The 15,892-nt window shown below is 57.5% G+C and carries 12 protein-coding genes; 4 read left to right on the top strand and 8 right to left on the bottom strand.

What is annotated here, in order from left to right; genetic code table 11:
* Positions 1 to 70: 70 nt before the first annotated feature.
* From AB1772_06490 to AB1772_06500, 3 genes are all read right to left on the bottom strand, one after another.
* Positions 71 to 1,738 carry a HAMP domain-containing sensor histidine kinase gene (locus AB1772_06490; GenBank protein MEW5795993.1) on the bottom strand — a complete coding sequence of 556 codons (1,668 nt, stop codon included), beginning with the start codon at positions 1,736 to 1,738 and terminating at the stop codon, positions 71 to 73.
* 79 nt (positions 1,739 to 1,817) lie between these two features.
* Positions 1,818 to 3,791: an ATP-binding protein gene (locus AB1772_06495; protein MEW5795994.1), complete on the bottom strand. Its 1,974-nt coding sequence runs from the start codon at positions 3,789 to 3,791 to the stop codon at positions 1,818 to 1,820.
* 466 nt (positions 3,792 to 4,257) lie between these two features.
* Positions 4,258 to 5,808, bottom strand: a complete 1,551-nt coding sequence (locus AB1772_06500) for a hypothetical protein (protein ID MEW5795995.1) — start codon at positions 5,806 to 5,808, stop codon at positions 4,258 to 4,260.
* Between the two features lie 229 nt (positions 5,809 to 6,037).
* Here AB1772_06500 and AB1772_06505 point away from each other — a divergent pair, with 229 nt between their 5' ends.
* Together AB1772_06505 and AB1772_06510 are read left to right on the top strand one after the other, a co-directional pair.
* Positions 6,038 to 8,206, top strand: a complete 2,169-nt coding sequence (locus tag AB1772_06505; protein MEW5795996.1) for a tetratricopeptide repeat protein — start codon at positions 6,038 to 6,040, stop codon at positions 8,204 to 8,206.
* 17 nt (positions 8,207 to 8,223) lie between these two features.
* The gene (locus tag AB1772_06510) at positions 8,224 to 8,511 is read left to right on the top strand and encodes a two-CW domain-containing protein (GenBank protein ID MEW5795997.1); all 288 of its coding nucleotides are present in this window, start codon (positions 8,224 to 8,226) and stop codon (positions 8,509 to 8,511) included.
* A 12-nt stretch (positions 8,512 to 8,523) separates the two neighbouring features.
* Here AB1772_06510 and lexA read toward each other — a convergent pair whose 3' ends face one another.
* The 5 genes from lexA to rlmB form a co-directional block, all read right to left on the bottom strand.
* Positions 8,524 to 9,141, bottom strand: coding sequence for a transcriptional repressor LexA (gene lexA, locus AB1772_06515; protein MEW5795998.1), 618 nt, complete (start codon positions 9,139 to 9,141; stop codon positions 8,524 to 8,526).
* Positions 9,142 to 9,385: 244 nt separating this feature from the next.
* Positions 9,386 to 11,464: an elongation factor G gene (fusA, locus tag AB1772_06520; GenBank protein ID MEW5795999.1), complete on the bottom strand. Its 2,079-nt coding sequence runs from the start codon at positions 11,462 to 11,464 to the stop codon at positions 9,386 to 9,388.
* A gap of 176 nt (positions 11,465 to 11,640) precedes the next feature.
* Positions 11,641 to 12,228, bottom strand: a complete 588-nt coding sequence (locus tag AB1772_06525; protein ID MEW5796000.1) for a YceI family protein — start codon at positions 12,226 to 12,228, stop codon at positions 11,641 to 11,643.
* 154 nt (positions 12,229 to 12,382) lie between these two features.
* Positions 12,383 to 12,763: a hypothetical protein gene (locus tag AB1772_06530; GenBank protein ID MEW5796001.1), complete on the bottom strand. Its 381-nt coding sequence runs from the start codon at positions 12,761 to 12,763 to the stop codon at positions 12,383 to 12,385.
* 92 nt (positions 12,764 to 12,855) lie between these two features.
* A complete protein-coding gene (gene rlmB / locus AB1772_06535) occupies positions 12,856 to 13,437 on the bottom strand; it encodes a 23S rRNA (guanosine(2251)-2'-O)-methyltransferase RlmB (GenBank protein MEW5796002.1) in 582 nt (193 codons plus the stop codon).
* A gap of 45 nt (positions 13,438 to 13,482) precedes the next feature.
* Here rlmB and AB1772_06540 point away from each other — a divergent pair, with 45 nt between their 5' ends.
* Positions 13,483 to 15,402, top strand: coding sequence for a hypothetical protein (locus AB1772_06540; GenBank protein MEW5796003.1), 1,920 nt, complete (start codon positions 13,483 to 13,485; stop codon positions 15,400 to 15,402).
* A gap of 74 nt (positions 15,403 to 15,476) precedes the next feature.
* On the top strand, positions 15,477 to 15,892 hold a 416-nt coding region (locus AB1772_06545; GenBank protein ID MEW5796004.1), incomplete at its 3' end, for an Ig-like domain-containing protein.

Below are 15,892 nucleotides of genomic sequence, written 5' to 3' on the forward strand. Positions count from 1 at the left end.
GTATCTGCTTTTCAAATGAGCGGCTCAGGCAACTGGGCCGCTTTTTTCTGTCCGACAGCAGACTCGCAGTCTAAATCATGATGACGAATTTCGTACCGGACGTGTAGTTCGGGTCGATAACGATCTCCCCTCCGAGATCCGAGATTATCCGCTGCACGGTCGGAAGGCCGAGACCGGTGCCCCCCTCTTTGGAAGTGTAGTACGGCGCGAACACTCTTTCGCGCAGTTCCTCCGGTATGCCCGGACCGGTGTCGCTGACGCTGATACGAATCCGATCACCGTCGCGGGCCGCCTCGATCATGAACTTCCCCGGTCGACCGCCCAGCGCCTCTTTGGTGTTGTTGAACAGATTGTGAAACGCCTCTTTCAGTCGGTCAGGGTTCGCCGTTAATACGATCCCCGACTCGCAGGTTACCGTCACGGCCAGCCCGATCTTGTCCCCCTCTACCTTAAGCAGCTCACCGATCTCGACAAGAAGCAAATCGAGCCTAATAGTTGTTTGCTGCTTTTGTTCATCGCGGGCCAACGCCAGAAACCGTGTAATGATGTCGTTGAGGCGACTGGTCTCCGTTCGAATCTGGGAGGTGAACCCCTGATACTGGTCATGATTCGCGGTGGGTGTGAACTCCCGGGCGAGACGCTGCGCGGCGATCGAAATGGTGTTGAGCGGGTTGCGAATCTCATGGGCCACACCGGCAGCGAGGTTGCCCATCTCCGACAGGCGTTCCCGACGCTGGGCCTCGCGCTCGTAGTCAGCCATCATCTCGTAGCGCTTGCGACGGCCGCGGATATACGCCAGAGCCACCAGCAACAGCACGACCAACACTCCCGACAATATTATGGTCTGGCGGTCAAACCCTCGACTAACCGTGTAGTATCGATCCAGCGATAGCCCCACTCGAAACAGACCCCCGGGATACTGCGAGGTCGAAAACGGCCTCACCATTTCCAGAATCTTCTTACCCTGATGCTCATGGACGCGTTGAACGATACTGTCGGCGTCGAGCGCCTGCGTGAGAAATGAATCCTCGCTGATCGCCGATAGCCCGTCCAGCCTGCGCGATGAAAACACGATCTCGTCAATGGTCTGGTAGACGATATACTCCACCCCCCGCTCGCGCGCCATTGCCTGCGCCAGATGGCCAATCCCGGTTTCGCTCAAAGCGCGTGTATAGAACAGAGCATCACTGGCAAACACTACCACCTGGTTCAACTGACTGGTCAGCTCAAGGTAGTAGTGGACCGACTTGCCGGGCGTGTCGCCCTCTTCGAGCAAAAGAACAAATCTGGTTTCGGGGTCGGCAAACAGCGAGTCGACCTCCGCTTCCACGTGTGCCGGAGGACGCATCTGCACCCCTCGTACGGTGGCCCCGGCGACCAGGCCGCTGTCATGGCGATAGAGGTACGCTCCTAGGAGATCATGGGTGAGCGCAAAGGACGCCCAATCCCGATCGGAGAGCTTGTCCACGTCCATATCCATGAGCGTGACCACCAGATCGGAATACCGCTGGCGCACGAGATGATCGTAGAACAGCTCTGAGGTGATGGCGTTCTGCGACGCTTGCGCAAGTGATTCGGTGAATGCCCGCCCCTGTTCTGCCAGGAGCTCGAAGCTGTCTGAGCGGCTCTTGCGAATGGAAAACCAGGTGATCAGGAACACCGCTACCGCCAGAATCACTGCCAGCGTTGTCAGATAACGCTGGTCCTGTGCGGTGCTGCCTTGGGCCGTGGGCGACATAGTGCGCTAAACGTACTGCCGCTTGCGCGTATGGGCAACTAAAACCGATGTTTGAGCGATGGAACGAAAACGAGCTTGGCTACGATATCGCCGTCAGGGTGTCAGCGGTCAGTTCCGATTCACCCGCCGCCCTGACTTTGACAGGCAGATGGACGGTGAAAGTAGCGCCATTATCGAATCGATAATCCACACTGCCGCCGTGGTTGTCGACAATCTTGCGACAAGTGATCAGTCCAATTCCGTGGCCCCGTTTCTTGGTCGTGAATCTGGTTTTGAACAGCAGCGGTACTTTGTTAGGCACCACACCCGGGCCGTTGTCGCGAACCGTGATGGATGCCACCTGCTCCCCGTCTTTTCTGACTAAAGCGGTCGCGACCCGGATGGTCCTCTCCCCGTCAGTTTCGGCCAGCGCCTCGGCGGCATTGTAGATCAGGTTTACCAGAAGCTGCTGGACCTGCCCGGTGTCGATATGCATGATCGGGATCTCGGTGGAAAGTTCCTTGACCACTTCGACCACGTCGAACTTGTTTTGCGGCTTAAGAAATGCAATGACGTTCTCAACCGCCTGGTTCAGCGACGCAGGTTCAAGCCTGACCGTATCAGGCGAGCTGTCCAGAAGGCCGTCGGCAAAGCGGGCGATCTTCTCGAGTGTGGTCTTCATTACCTCGAGTTTCTTGTTTACCTTCTCGTGGTCTCCCCTGCTGAGCAACATGGGCATCAACTCCACGTTTCCCAGCAAAACGGCCAGGTAGTTGTTTATCTCGTGGGCTATATCACCGGCCATCTCGCCCTTGGTGTAGTACCTATCGAGGCGGATAATCATCTCCTGGAAATTACGGCTGTCCGTGATATCACGGCAGATGTACAGCCTGGCCAGGAGCCGGCCATCGTCCGTGCACACGTCGCCCGTATTGGCAAAGGCCGGGAACAACACGCCGTCCTTGCGACGGCAGATTATCTCGAACTCCCGACTTCCTGGATCCTCGGGTGAGAACACGGCGTGGTCGGAGTTCTCAGCCAGCAGCAGATCGAAGGGCCGTCCGATAACCTCCTCCGCACGGTAGCCAAACTCTGCTGTTGCGGCTCTGTTAAAGAGGACAATTCTCCTGTCGGGCGACGTTACCACCACGCTCAGCGGGGAGCAGTCCACCAGGGTAGATAGAAACGTCTGCGATTCCTTCAAGTCGGCATTGGTACTGGCCAGGCGATTGACAAAGCTGTCCAACTGGCGGCGATCTTCCCAGAGACGACGCGTCATTTGATTGTAGGCCCGGGCCAGCTTCCCCAGCTCGGGGTCATTCTCAAGCTCGGCGAGATGGTGCATTTTGCCTTCGGCGGTTTCACTGAGTCCGCTGATTATCTGATCCAGCGGCCGCTTGAATTTTCGCAGCAGCAGGCTCACAGTCAGAAGCGAGATCAGCGCCGCGCAGAGAAACAGAACAAACACCGCGTACTGCAATCCAGCTCGCGACGATACCGCCAGGCCGTGCTCGGCCGCTACAACCAACACTAACGGGCCATACTCCCAATCAGAAGGAAGTTTATGATAATACGCGAGATGACTGGTGGAGACGGCCGGATGCGCCGGACCCGACTGGGTTTGCTCGGCGACGTGTCGCAGTGCGACCGGATCAACAAAGTCGGAAATGTCCTCGTCGGAGTCATCGCTGCTCTCCCTGACAGACGTACCGGCATATACGTAGAGAACGTCCAGACGGGTCGAGTCCCCGACCCGGACGAGAGCGGCGCGCTCGATGGCAGGGTGCGCGGCCAGGCGATCGTGCAAAATCGAGTACGGTTCGCCCGCAGTGTAGTAACCTTCCGACCACAGGCTCTGGTACTTCACTCCGTCTGCGATTGCCTGCCCGGAAACATAAAGAGCATGTCCTCGGCGTCGGAATTCAGCGGAGCCGGAGCGGTCAGAGTCAGGGACGAACAGGATCAGCGCCAGGGCCGCAAATACGAAAAGCACCTGGAGGATTATCAGATTGCTCAAGCGTACGATAATACCGGGTTTCGAACCGGTTCTGGTAAGCCCTTTGAGAAACTCCATCTCGAAAGATATCGGAAGTATTCACCAGAAAATTATTGGAGCAGTACTTTCTGAAGGCCAGACAAAAAGATAGGGAGTGGTGGAGGGGGGATGCCCGACTCTTACGTCAGGTGGCTGGAGTACCAGCACACACCACTCCCTAAGTTTTACAACAACCAGGGAAGCGACCAGGTTACGAGCAATTGTGGTGCCCGGCTCCCTGGAGCTGCACCCTTAAATTCTACTTCAAATATAGAGGCTAACAGGTTATGGGGCAAACGGAATGTTTCGTGGGGCTTGTCGGTGCTATGCCGAAGCCGGAACGGTCCGGGACCCCGTGGCCCGGCATTCCATACTGTTCGCAACCGGTTGCATCACAAGCAGGTTGGGGAAGTGGTTGTGTACGGGGAACGACTCCCGCACATCAATCAAAAGGCGGGGGTCTCTCCTGAAACCCCGGCCGGTTCTTGCTCGCGAATATCAGATCTTAAAGTCTCTGGATCTTCGCTGTAATCTTGGGTAGCCCTTGTGCGCCGGTGGCCAATCCAGCCTGGCTCCGGAGCGACCAAACATTCAGGAACGTGCCAAAAACCGGCTCAAATGCAGGCCAGGAACTGGGCAGATTCCGCGCGAAAATGATAATCGGAAAGTTGGTCGAATCGTGGACCAGGTTTATCGGCTCGATGCTTACGAATACCGTACCGGTATTAGCACTCAGATCCTGCAATAGGTTGTACGGGGTCGTGATGACTCCGCCGGTAGCGGCGCTCAGGGCAGCACCGTCAAGGAAATCCTCGCCCGGGAATCGAGGCCGCTTTAGCACGGTGTCATAGAAACTGCCGCTATCCACCACCCATTTGACTTCGAGCGTAAAGGGATTGGAGAGATCATTGTCGGTCTCGTCGACAAACGGGCCCGTAGTCAATAAGCCGCCCCGATAACCGGGGATCAGTAGCTCGCCGGTGGTGAAATCCCATGCGGGTGGAGTGAACTCGCCAACAGCGGCTTTGGGAATATGGTCGGCTACCACCCAACCCTTGTACCGCCAGCCATAGTCGCTCAGGTCAGGAATCGAGTACAAATCCTGGACGAACACATCTACGAAAACCGACCGCCTCACCGTCGTCGGAAAGATTCCTGAGATCGTATCGTAGTCGCCAGGAGATATAGTATCTATGTCGTTCCCGTAGTCTTTGATAATCCTCGGGATAGTCGAGTCAACATCATAATGCACATTCTGCTTGGCTGCATAGTGGATAAAAGAGTCAATTCCCAGGGCCAAGACGTCACGACCGAAGTCAACAAGGATCGTGTCGAATTCAAACCAGACCGAATCCGCGTACGGTGCATACAGGGAGGCGAAGTTCAGGGTTTCGTATTCCGGATCTGACGGCCCCTCCTGGTTGGTAACCACCTCTATGGTATCCCACACGTACTTTATCAAAACGTCGAGAGTATCCTCGATTTCGAGGCGAACCGGCTGGTAGTTGCAGAACCAGAGGCCGTACCCGTCGTTGCCACGATTGTCATCAGTCGGCGTCTCGAAATTACATCTGATGGTGGCTTCAAACAGGGAATCATGCTGAGGGAAGGACATACGGATAGTATCCGTTCTGCCCGTGATGGACTGCATCAACATGACCGGCCCGGGCAGCGACGGATAGGAACCGTCGACTTCAACCGTCACAAACAGGAAATCGAACTCAAAGAGGTCTCCTTCGAGCTGAAACAGGTTGCTGTCGGCCCGAACGTTGCCATTCTCGTCCAGAAAAGCAACCAGCGTGTCGCTGGTGAGATACGAAAACCGGCCGAGCGGGATCACCTCCGCCCGTTCCTTAATCTCCGGGTACGCAACTTTCGAAACCCAGACTCCATAGATCATTCCCGGTGGCGGCTCGGGCAGCCGTTCGGGGCTTAACCAGATTTTGGTCAAGGACTTGGAGGCGGTAATGTCTTCCGTCTGGCTGCAACTCATGATCAAGGTCAGAGCGCCAAAGACAGCGGCCAAAAACGCCAGACGACTATCAAGCTTGAACATCAGACCCTTCCTTCCGGGGAGCACGCAAACAAGAAGCTCATATCTCCTTAAGCATTACAGAGCGCCAATATAGACGGCCCTACGAGTAGCTGTCAAGCCAGATTTTGGACGCCTTACTCTCGGACCGGCCGTCATCCTATTTGACGAACAACCCCTGTTGTCCATTCAAGAATCACTCAACCCTTTCCGATACTACTGAAGTACCAAACCCTAACACTTGCAGAAATCTATGGCACTAAAAGACACGCCGGAAACGATACCAAGCCCTCCCGCCGACCAGGCCCCTTCCGCCACCGGGCAAGACCCGGCCGCCAACTCGAAGCGGCCTGCCGACGTCGAAGATGACAACCTGGACTTCGTAGTAACGGAAGCACACGGCGACGATCACGAGCTCGTGGGCGGATTCAAGTCTTCCGGGGCCGACAACCTGGGCATAGAGACGCCTGCGGACCTGATGGATGCCGAGGCCTCTTCAGTCCAGGATTCCAAAGCGCGGCACCGCCAGTACACCGACGTTCTGGCAGGTCAGGCTGACTGGCCGAATGAGGCCGACATGTTCGCCGAGACCGGTCCGCTGGAAGTCCCAGCCGCCAGAGACAGAAACAGCGAGCCGAACGGCGGCTTTGAGCGCCTGTCCGACGCACAGGTCCAGGAGATCTCCCGTCGGATGCGCGCCGAGGCCAGTCGGTCAGGATACCTGTCGGAAGAAGAAAAACAGAAAATCGTAAGCGGGATCGGTGTGGCGACTGTGGGATATGGCTCGGAAGCCGATCCGTCCGCCCGTCCGCGTGGCACCGGTTTCCACAATGAGCCGATCATCCCTCCCAAACGGGCCAAAGACAGCCGCCCCATCACGACTGACTTCGAACTGATGGGAGACTCTCCCAAGATCTCCAAGAGGTCTCGCGGGATTGCCTATTTCGCTAAAGGGTATATCCAGGTCACAGGGCAGCAGGAGTTGCATGATGGTGACGAGTTGGTCATCAGTGGCCGCGAGTACGTGTTGCGGAAGAAGAAGCTCTCAAACAAGGCTATCATGGTCACGGTCGGCTCCCTGGCAGCGATTGTCGTTTTCACCCTTGGCATGCTTTTCAGTTCGAGCGCAGAGATCGGCGCCGGACGTTTGGTCGGGGTCGTACTGGACCAGAGCGGCCAGCCAATTCTGACGGGCGGCAAGGTACAGTTGCCCGAGCTAGGTCACTCATACGACATAAATGGCCAGGGTCTGTTTAAGTCCGACCGCCTGGATGCCGGCAGCTACAAGCTTGAGTTTGTGGTGGGGCAACAGGTAATCGCATCTGATTACGCCACCGTCACGGACAACAACATAACCACCATCGTGCTCAAGCCTACCTCTCACGTGGCAATTGTGCCGGCCGAACAGCAAACTTCTGAAGCCTCGCCTCGGGGCGGATTCACGGCGCATACAGCGGAGCCTGAGACCAGACCGGTGGAAAACCAGCCGCCTCGGCCGGCGGCAGTCAGCGCCCCAGTCTCTCGCCCGACTCCGCCGCCCGCCGCTTCTTTCGCCAGGCTAACACTAGCCGCGAACGTGGATAATGCCCGGCTGAGCATTGACGGATCCGTAATCGGGGCCGGAAATCTCACCTATTCGCAGCTCAAACCCGGCATCCATAAATACACGGTTTCCAGGGATGGTTACCAGGACGCAACCGGCATAATAGACCTGAAGACGGACGAAACCAATACCCTTAAAGTAACACTTGAACCTTCGTCGGTCCAAACCAAGCCGCGCCAGCGGGCTGAGCTGGAATATTACCAGTCGGCGCTAAGCGCCATTGACCGGGGCGATTTGAGCTCCGGGCTTAACGACCTGAATCAGGCAATTGCTATTGATCCCAGCTATAGCAAGGCGTATGTCAAGCGCGGCGAGATCTATCGCCATCTTCGCAACAACGGCGCCGCCCATGACGATTTCGTGCGGGCAGCCGAGATCTTCCAGATGAATAATGAGCCCAGCCAGGCCCTGGCTGCTTATGAAGATGCTCTTAAGGCCAACTCGAAGAGCGTCCCGGCCTACCTCGGGCGAGGCAGCCTCTATCTTGCCCGTAATGAAGCCATCGCCGCCCTGGCCGATTTCGACATGGTGACCCGTCTCGACAAACGGAATCTGGACGGGTATATCGGTTTGGGCCGTGCCCGCTACAACCAGGGCAATTTCGACAAGGCCGAGAAGCACTTTCGAGACGCGCGTTCGCTCGAACCGAACAACCCGGTCATTCATCAGTACCTGATGCTCAGCCACTTCGGAATGGGCGAATTCAAGGAAGTCCAGAAGGACTACGAGAAGTTCCTCAAGTGTGCTTCGGAAGCGCAGATCACTCAGATCAAAACGGATCCACGGTTCGCACCGGTGCTGCGAGTAATCGAGAACTGAGACTTCTGAGGCCCGCCATGGAACGCAAGCTAAACTGCTGGGAGTTCAAGAACTGCGGACGGGAAAGAGGCGGGCTGATGGCGGCCACACTGGGTGAGTGCCCGGTGTCTACGTCGATGGCTTTCGATGGCACCAACGGCGGCATCGCCGCCGGGCGCTCCTGCTGGATGGTCAGGGAGTCGAACAGGCTGGCGCGAGTACAAGTCTGCACCGGCGCGTCTTGTCATACCTGCGAGTTCTACCGCAGGGTCATCCACGAAGAGCGCTCCGCGGCCAAGCACCAGTTCAGCACCACCGTGGCCTGACCAATGTTTGGTTCACGCCATTTTCCGCAGCAATCCCACCACCTTGCCGGCGATCCGGAAATCGCCCGACTTGCGACTGACATAGATCGGCTCGTAGGCGGCGTTCTCCGGCTGAAGGCGGATTCGCTGGCCCTCGGGATAATACCGCTTTACCGTAGCTTCGCCGTTGACTACCGCCACCACAATGTCCCCTTTCTGGGCGACAGACTGTTTACGCACGATGACCACGTCGCGATCGTGAATACCGGCGTCGATCATCGAATCTCCCTTGACTGTCAGGCTGAACGTGTCCCCTTTCGGCATAAATGAGACATCCAGCAGGATCTCACCCTCGACATTTTCGGCCGCGTCAATCGGCTGGCCCGCCGGCACCGCACCGACCAGAGGCACTCGCCCAGCGCCTGCCGCCAGACTTCGAGTCAGCTCAAGCCCTCGAGAGATGAAATCCGATTTCTTGAGATACCCCTTTCGGATCAAGGCCGCGAGGTGGGTGCGAACACCGTTGGTGGAGCTAATCCCAAATCGCTCCCCGATCTCGCGTATAGTCGGTGAATGCCCCTTCTCGGTAATGAGCCGCTCGATAAAATCGAGAATCCGCCGCTGCTTCAGTGTAAGTTCTGCTCTGGTCATCCTGCGCCCTTTCAGCCAGTCCTTGCCTGCCTGATTGACACTACTGCTCATTTGAGCATCTGTCAATAACAAGTTTCGGCCGAAATCGCTCTTCTTTGAGAACGGGGACTGGTGAAGGACCGGCCAGGTGCTATCCGGCCTGCCATGGCCGACTGACCAGCAATTGCAGGAGTACAGCTGTCAGGTAGGGTCACCCGATAGCACGTTTAGGGAACCAGTTAGCCTGGATAATCCGGAGTACCGACTAAGACTCAGCCTGCCTGGCGGCCTGGGCCTCAGCGATAATCTTCTGAGCAATCTCGTGGGGAACCTGCTCATACCGGTCAAACTCCATCGAGTAGAACCCCTGGCCCTGGGTCATGGAACGAAGGTCGACCGAGTACTGGTACAATTCCGCCTGGGGCACCGACGCACGAATCCGCTGTGACGCGCCCTCGCGCTCCATGCCGGAAATCTTCCCGCGGCGCGAGGAGAGGTCGCCCATCACATCGCCGGTAAACTCATCCGGTACGAGCACCTCGATATTGCAGATCGGTTCGAGAATAACCGGTTTGGCTTTCATGAACCCGTCGCGGAAGGCCATCAGGCCGGCGATCTTAAAAGCCATATCCGAGGAATCAACCTCATGATACGAACCGAAAAACAGAGCCACCTTGATGTCAACCACCGGCGCCCCGCATAAATTCCCGTCCTGCATCGCCTCGACAATCCCCTTTTCGACAGCGGGAATGAACTTGCCCGGGATTACGCCACCCTTGATCTCGTCGATAAACTCAAAGCCGCCGCCGCGCAGATTCGGTTCGATGCGAATATGCACGTCGCCGAACTGCCCCCGTCCGCCGCTCTGCTTCTTGTGGCGGTATTGCGTTTCAGCTTTCGCGGTGACTGTTTCCCGGTATGGGACCTTCGGCTTGGTCAGTTCGACCTCTACCCCAAAGCGCTTCTGGAGCTTTTCCATGAGAACTTCTATGTGGGTCGATCCCTGCGCATAGAGCACCTGTTGCTTGAGAGCCGGATCGGCCTTCAGCTCAAAGGTGGGATCTTCGCTTCGCAACTTGGCCAGACCGGATGCAATCTTCTCCTCGTCCCCCTTCTTCCTGGGCCGCATGGCCACGTCCATTACCGGCTTGGGGTATCTCACGGGCGTGATGCTCACGCGGCCGTCCTTGAGCGAGAGCGTATCGCCGTTGCGCGTGTCCCGCAGCTTGACCGCCACGCCGATATCTCCCGCGGCCAGCGAGGTAACGTCGATCCGGTTCTTCCCCTGCAGAGTGTAGAGCTGCGCCAGCCGCTCGGTAACGCCTGTATGCAGGTTATGCAGTTCCAATCCGGGCTTGATCGTCCCGGAGTACATTTTGAACCAGGTCATCTCGCCGAGATGCCCCTCAGTGACTGTTTTGAACACATAGGCGATAGACGATCCGGCCGGGTCGATTTTTAAATCGACTGCTTGCCCGGAGCCCGGAGCCGAGGCGGCCGGCTTTCGACCTTGATTGGGCGCAGGCAGGAATTCGACCGCAAAATCCAGCAATGCTTCCACACCGATATCTTTGGCGGCTGAGCCGAACAAGATCGGGAATAGTGTCCCCTTGAACACCCCTGTACGCAGCCCCTGGATGGTTTGGGCGGCGTCGAGTGTCCCCTCCTCAAAAAACTTCTCGAGGAGCGCATCGTCGGATTCAGCGGCCATCTCCACCAACTTTTCTCGCAGCGACTCCGCCTCTCCCTTGAGATTGGCAGGTATCTCGGTTTCGGCCTGCTTGCCGCCTGAATAAGTGTAGGCTTTCATGTGGACCAGGTCGATGATCCCCTTGAAGGAATCCGCCTCGCCAATCGGCACCTGCACCGGCACCGCGCGATTGCCAAAAGCGGACTGGAGAGACTGAACGGCGGCTAGCCACTTCACGTTTTCCTTGTCCATCTTGTTGACGAAAAAGAACCGAGCCAGGCCGGTCGGCATCATCCGCCACTGCAGCTGTGTGCCGACCTCGGCTCCGGCAACAGCGTCGACGAGAACTCCGGCGGCATCGGCCACCGCCACACTTGAAAGCAAATCCCCCACGAAATCGGCGTGCCCCGGACAGTCAAGCAAATTGACTTTGCGATTCTTCCATGTGGTCGCCATCAGTTTGGCGGAGATTGTCGACTTTCGGGAAACCTCGGACTCGGTGTAGTCGAAATAGGAACTGCCGTCGTCTACCCGGCCGATCCGGTTGTTAGCGCCGGTATGAAACGCGAGGGCATCGGCCAGGCTGGTCTTACCGCAGCCGCGCTGGCCGGTCAGACAAAGATTGCGAATGTTATCAGTAGTGAATTCCTTCACCGGCGGACCTCCAAATCCGGATAAATACCAGTTCGTACCTCAGCGCGGACCTACCTTGGGGCCGCGCGGCCAAGACCGCCATTATATGCCAATGCGCCCAGGCTGTCAAACGGAATTGAGAATCCTGTTGCCGGATGCAAAAACGGGCCGATCGTGTCGGCCCGTTAAGTCGGCGTTTACGCCACTTTGTCAAACTCGAATTCGAGCGTAATCTCTACGTCGTTCCCCGCTACCAGGCCGCCGCTGTCCAGCGTTTTGCTCCATGCGACGCCGAAATCCTGGCGGTTGATCGTGGTCGTAGCCGTGAAACCGGCCTTGATCCCTTGCCCAAAATCCACTGTCCCGTTGAATTCGCAATTGAAGGTCACTTCCTTGGTCACGCCGCGCATAGTCAAATCGCCGACCAACTGAAACTTGTTTCCCTCGCCCTTGATTACCTTTTTGGACTTGAAGGTGATCTCGGGGTATTTCTCGGCATCAAAGAAATCGGGCGACTTGAGATGTCCGTCGCGTCGTTCGTTGTCGGTGCTAATCGATGCAGTCTTGGCGGTCGCCTGCACAGACGCGGTGCTTACGTCTTCACCGTCGAAATCGAGCGTGGCGTCAAACTCCTTAAACTCGCCATTGACCTTGGCGATGACCATGTGCGAGACCTTGAAGTGCACTCCCGAGTGCACCGGGTCTACCTTCCATTGCTCGGCCTGACTTGGCGCCGCTGCTACAGCGACCAGCGCCACCACCATCAACACATTCTTGAACATCATAAAACCTCTGTATTCGGTGATTTGTTGAGGCTATCCGCCTTGTTTCTACACTCTGCTGAAAGACACCTTGCCACACTACCGGCTCAAAATCACGCTGCCGGCGGTACATCTGTCGCATTCAACACCAGACCGGGCGGTTGGTTCCGCGCTCCTGTTATCGCCGTCCCATAACCAGAATCGCGCCGGTAATGTACGCGAATATCCACCAAGTGTAAGCAAGCCGCGTATACAGATGCAGTCCGCGCGGCACTTCTGCCTCTCTCCGCCCGCGCCTGTGCCGCCACACCAGGGCGGTTTCGACCGCCATCGCGATGAGCGACGAATACCCCAGAATCCCGTGAAGTGAGAACGGTGACTTGGTCGAACCGATTATCATGCAGGCGGTGGCGGTTATGTCAAACAGCACGCCAAGTGTCAAAAAAGTCAGAACCGGTGTCGTCACCCGGTGTCGGCGCTGTTCGATTATTATCCCCACCGTATAGAAAACCAGAGCCGGATTTACAATGGCGGTGCCGGCGATTAGCATGGGTGTCAATGTGTCGTCCTCATCCAATTCAAAACGATTGCCCCACTAAACGCCATTTGAGCGGATTCGTTCCTAATACGCCTGACAGAGCTGCGCGCGGCTCAAGTCGACCGTCCGGATCGCTGGCGAACAGCCTCGTACAAGCAGATTCCGGTGGCAACCGATACGTTCAGGCTGCTCACAGTCCCGTGCATGGGGAGGGAAACGAGGAAGTCGCACTTCTCAGACGTGAGCCGCCGCAATCCTTTCCCCTCCGAACCCATTACCAGGGCCAGCGGACCCTTCAGATCGATCTGATACAGTGATTGGGCGGCTTTGTCCGATGTCCCCACCAGCCATATCCCCGCCTCCTTCAACTGATCCATCACCCGCGCAAGATTCGTGACCTCTACCACCGGCACATGCTCGGCCGCCCCGCACGCGACAGTTCGCACCGTGGACGTGAGGTGCACCGAACGATCTTTGGGGATGATTACGGCGTGCACGCCGGCGCCGTCGGCGGTGCGAAGACACGCCCCGAGATTGTGCGGGTCCTGGATGTTATCCAAAATCAAAAGAAATGGGGGCAACTCCGGACTTTTGATCAGCTCAAACAGAAAAGACTCGTCGCGGGCGGTCGGCTCGACTGTAAAATCGGTATGGCGGTGGGTGCGCGCCGATGTCGAACGTGAATGTGGTTTCATAAGTCACGCCTGGCTACGGCCATAACTAATGGCATTGCCTGCCCGATGCAAAGAAAAACACGGATCGCCCGGTTGGCGATTCCGGTCTTGGGGGTTATATTCTCGCTGGAGGAATTGGAGATGTCTTCGATGGTTTCGACAAATCGTGTTGCGTTTCTGAATGGAGCACTGATCTTTGCTGTTCTCAGTGCGGGCTGCCAGGACCGTCCCACCCCACCGGGGCCGCCCGATATCGGGGCAGAGTGGCGGACGGTCGAATTCGGTATCGGTAACACGATCCGGGGAATCGCAACCACGGATAGTCTCGCGGTGATAGTGGGCGACGGCGGCTTAATCTATACGAGCGATGATGCCCGACACTGGCAGCAGCAGAGGGGATCCGGCCCCAACGACGGCCTCCAGGACATTGTCCGGTTCGACTCGCTTTACGTCGCTGTCGGCATGAACGGCACGCTGATTACATCGCCTAACGCCAGGGATTGGACCTATGTGGGGATCGAAGACCAGGCCCACATGTATGGTATCGCTGTCGGCGATACGCTGGCAGTAGCGGTTGGCGCCGGCGGTTCGATCTATACGTCTGATGATGGTGTCGAATGGGTCCTGAACCATCAGGATCCCCCAACGGACTTCCGCGACGTCGCTCGCCGTGACAGCACCTGGGTGGTTTGCGGCGAGTCGGGCACTATACTGGCCAGCACCGACGCCCTCTCCTGGGAACCTGCGATCACCACCTTCGACCCGGCTATCATGTTCCCGGCGGTGACCGTCGCTGACTCGACATTTTTTGCCATATCGGTGGACCCCAACGCCGATCCCTCGTCACGGTGCCAGGTTCTCAGCTCCGATGACGACTATGTCTGGTTCGTCAAGGCGAACCTCGACGCCTGGTATCTTCACGACATTTTCTGGACCGGTTACGAGCTTGTTGCAGTCGGCGAGGGGACTGAATACCATCTCGGCTTTCCCGATGGTCTGTTGTTTTCCTCCCCGGACGGCCTCACCTGGACTCCGCAAACCACCGCGGCGCCTTTCGCCCTCACTTGCGCCGGGTCCCTGGCCGGCAACCTCATAGTTGGAGGCTCGAGCGGATACGTGTTAGCCGGATCGTCCGCCGATGACGTCGAAATCGTGACTTCCGGCGCAGGGATAACCGGAGCGGTCTGGACGGGCAGTAAGTTCGTAGCGGTGACTGATCGCGGAACGGTTATGCAATCGGCCGATGGCATCACCTGGTCGGAGCGTCACAGCCGGGCCTCGGTGAGCTTTGACCGACTGGCCTATGGCGAGGGAGTCTATGCCGCGCTGGGCGGCCTGGGCGCACCCACCGAAATCTATCAATCCACCGACGGGACCAACTGGTCCCGCGTTCTGGAATTTCAGGAAGTGGTCCTCAAAGATATTGTCTTCGGAGGTGGCCTCTTTCTGGCCTGCGGCCAGGATGGAGCCGTGTTCGTTTCGGACGACGGCCAAGCGTGGGGTCGGCAGTTTGTCGGCGACAGCGTGACTCTTCGGGCGGTAATCTGGGACGGCCGCCGTTATTTGGCGGCCGCGTCGGACATAGTCTATACCTCCGACGATGGCGTGTCCTGGACCAAACCGACCATTGACCCGATCGCCGTGGCCCCCGTAATCAGCCGGATCGTCTGGACGGGATCACAGTATGCAACGGTCGGCAATAGCGAGGTCGGCCCCAACGATCTTCGAGGCTTCGTGTACACGTCTCCCAACGCGGTTACCTGGCAGATGCACGCTTTGGGTCAGGTAGAGCAGCTTAACGACATCGCCTGGACCCGGACGCGACTGGTTATCTGTGGGCGGGAAGGCACGCTATTGAGCTCGACCGATGCTGATTCCTGGCAGGTAGCAGGGTCCGGAACCACGCAGCATCTGACGGATATCGTAGTCGGGGGCGGGAAAGTAATCGCGGTGGGCGGCAATCGCACGGTTTTGGTCTCCCCGTAGACAGTGACACCTTTTGAACCGGCCCAAGTTTTGCTCTGTTTAATGGTTCGAGGCCGTACGACTGCATGAGAATATTGCCCTCCAACAGACACATCGCCGCTTTTCCCGCCATAGCCCTCGGCACAGCCTGGGCTTTCATAATCGCCTCCTGTGGCGAAAACCCAGTTGACAACGGCGGGCAGAAAGACACCACCCGCCCGACCGTCGTGAGCACGATTCCGGCGGACAACGATTCCACGGTGTCGGTCAACACGACTATCAGCGTCACTTTCTCCGAGGAAATGGACGGCGAGGTGCTCACCGGCACGGTGCTGGTGCTGAACCCGCCTGTTGCCGGTTCATTGAATTACTCGAACGAAATCCTCACCCTGAGCCCCTCCGAACCGCTGGACACCAACGTGATCTACCAGGCCACAGTCACCACCGATGCCCGCGATATGGCCGGTAACGCGCTCGCGAGCGCTTATGTTTGGCATTTCGGTACGTATCG

The organism is Candidatus Zixiibacteriota bacterium (assembly GCA_040752815.1).
In the GTDB taxonomy this organism is placed as follows: Bacteria; Zixibacteria; MSB-5A5; order GN15; family FEB-12; genus JAGGTI01.

Bases quoted from the DNA above. Each gene is read 5' to 3' on its own strand.
- AB1772_06525 (MEW5796000.1), bottom strand. From the start codon at position 12,228: ATGATGTTCAAGAATGTGTTGATGGTGGTGGCGCTGGTCGCTGTAGCA.
- AB1772_06510 (MEW5795997.1), top strand. From the start codon at position 8,224: ATGGAACGCAAGCTAAACTGCTGGGAGTTCAAGAACTGCGGACGGGAA.
- AB1772_06500 (MEW5795995.1), bottom strand. From the start codon at position 5,808: ATGTTCAAGCTTGATAGTCGTCTGGCGTTTTTGGCCGCTGTCTTTGGC.
- lexA (MEW5795998.1), bottom strand. From the start codon at position 9,141: ATGACCAGAGCAGAACTTACACTGAAGCAGCGGCGGATTCTCGATTTT.
- AB1772_06540 (MEW5796003.1), top strand. From the start codon at position 13,483: ATGCAAAGAAAAACACGGATCGCCCGGTTGGCGATTCCGGTCTTGGGG.
- AB1772_06495 (MEW5795994.1), bottom strand. From the start codon at position 3,791: ATGGAGTTTCTCAAAGGGCTTACCAGAACCGGTTCGAAACCCGGTATT.
- AB1772_06505 (MEW5795996.1), top strand. From the start codon at position 6,038: ATGGCACTAAAAGACACGCCGGAAACGATACCAAGCCCTCCCGCCGAC.
- rlmB (MEW5796002.1), bottom strand. From the start codon at position 13,437: ATGAAACCACATTCACGTTCGACATCGGCGCGCACCCACCGCCATACC.
- AB1772_06490 (MEW5795993.1), bottom strand. From the start codon at position 1,738: ATGTCGCCCACGGCCCAAGGCAGCACCGCACAGGACCAGCGTTATCTG.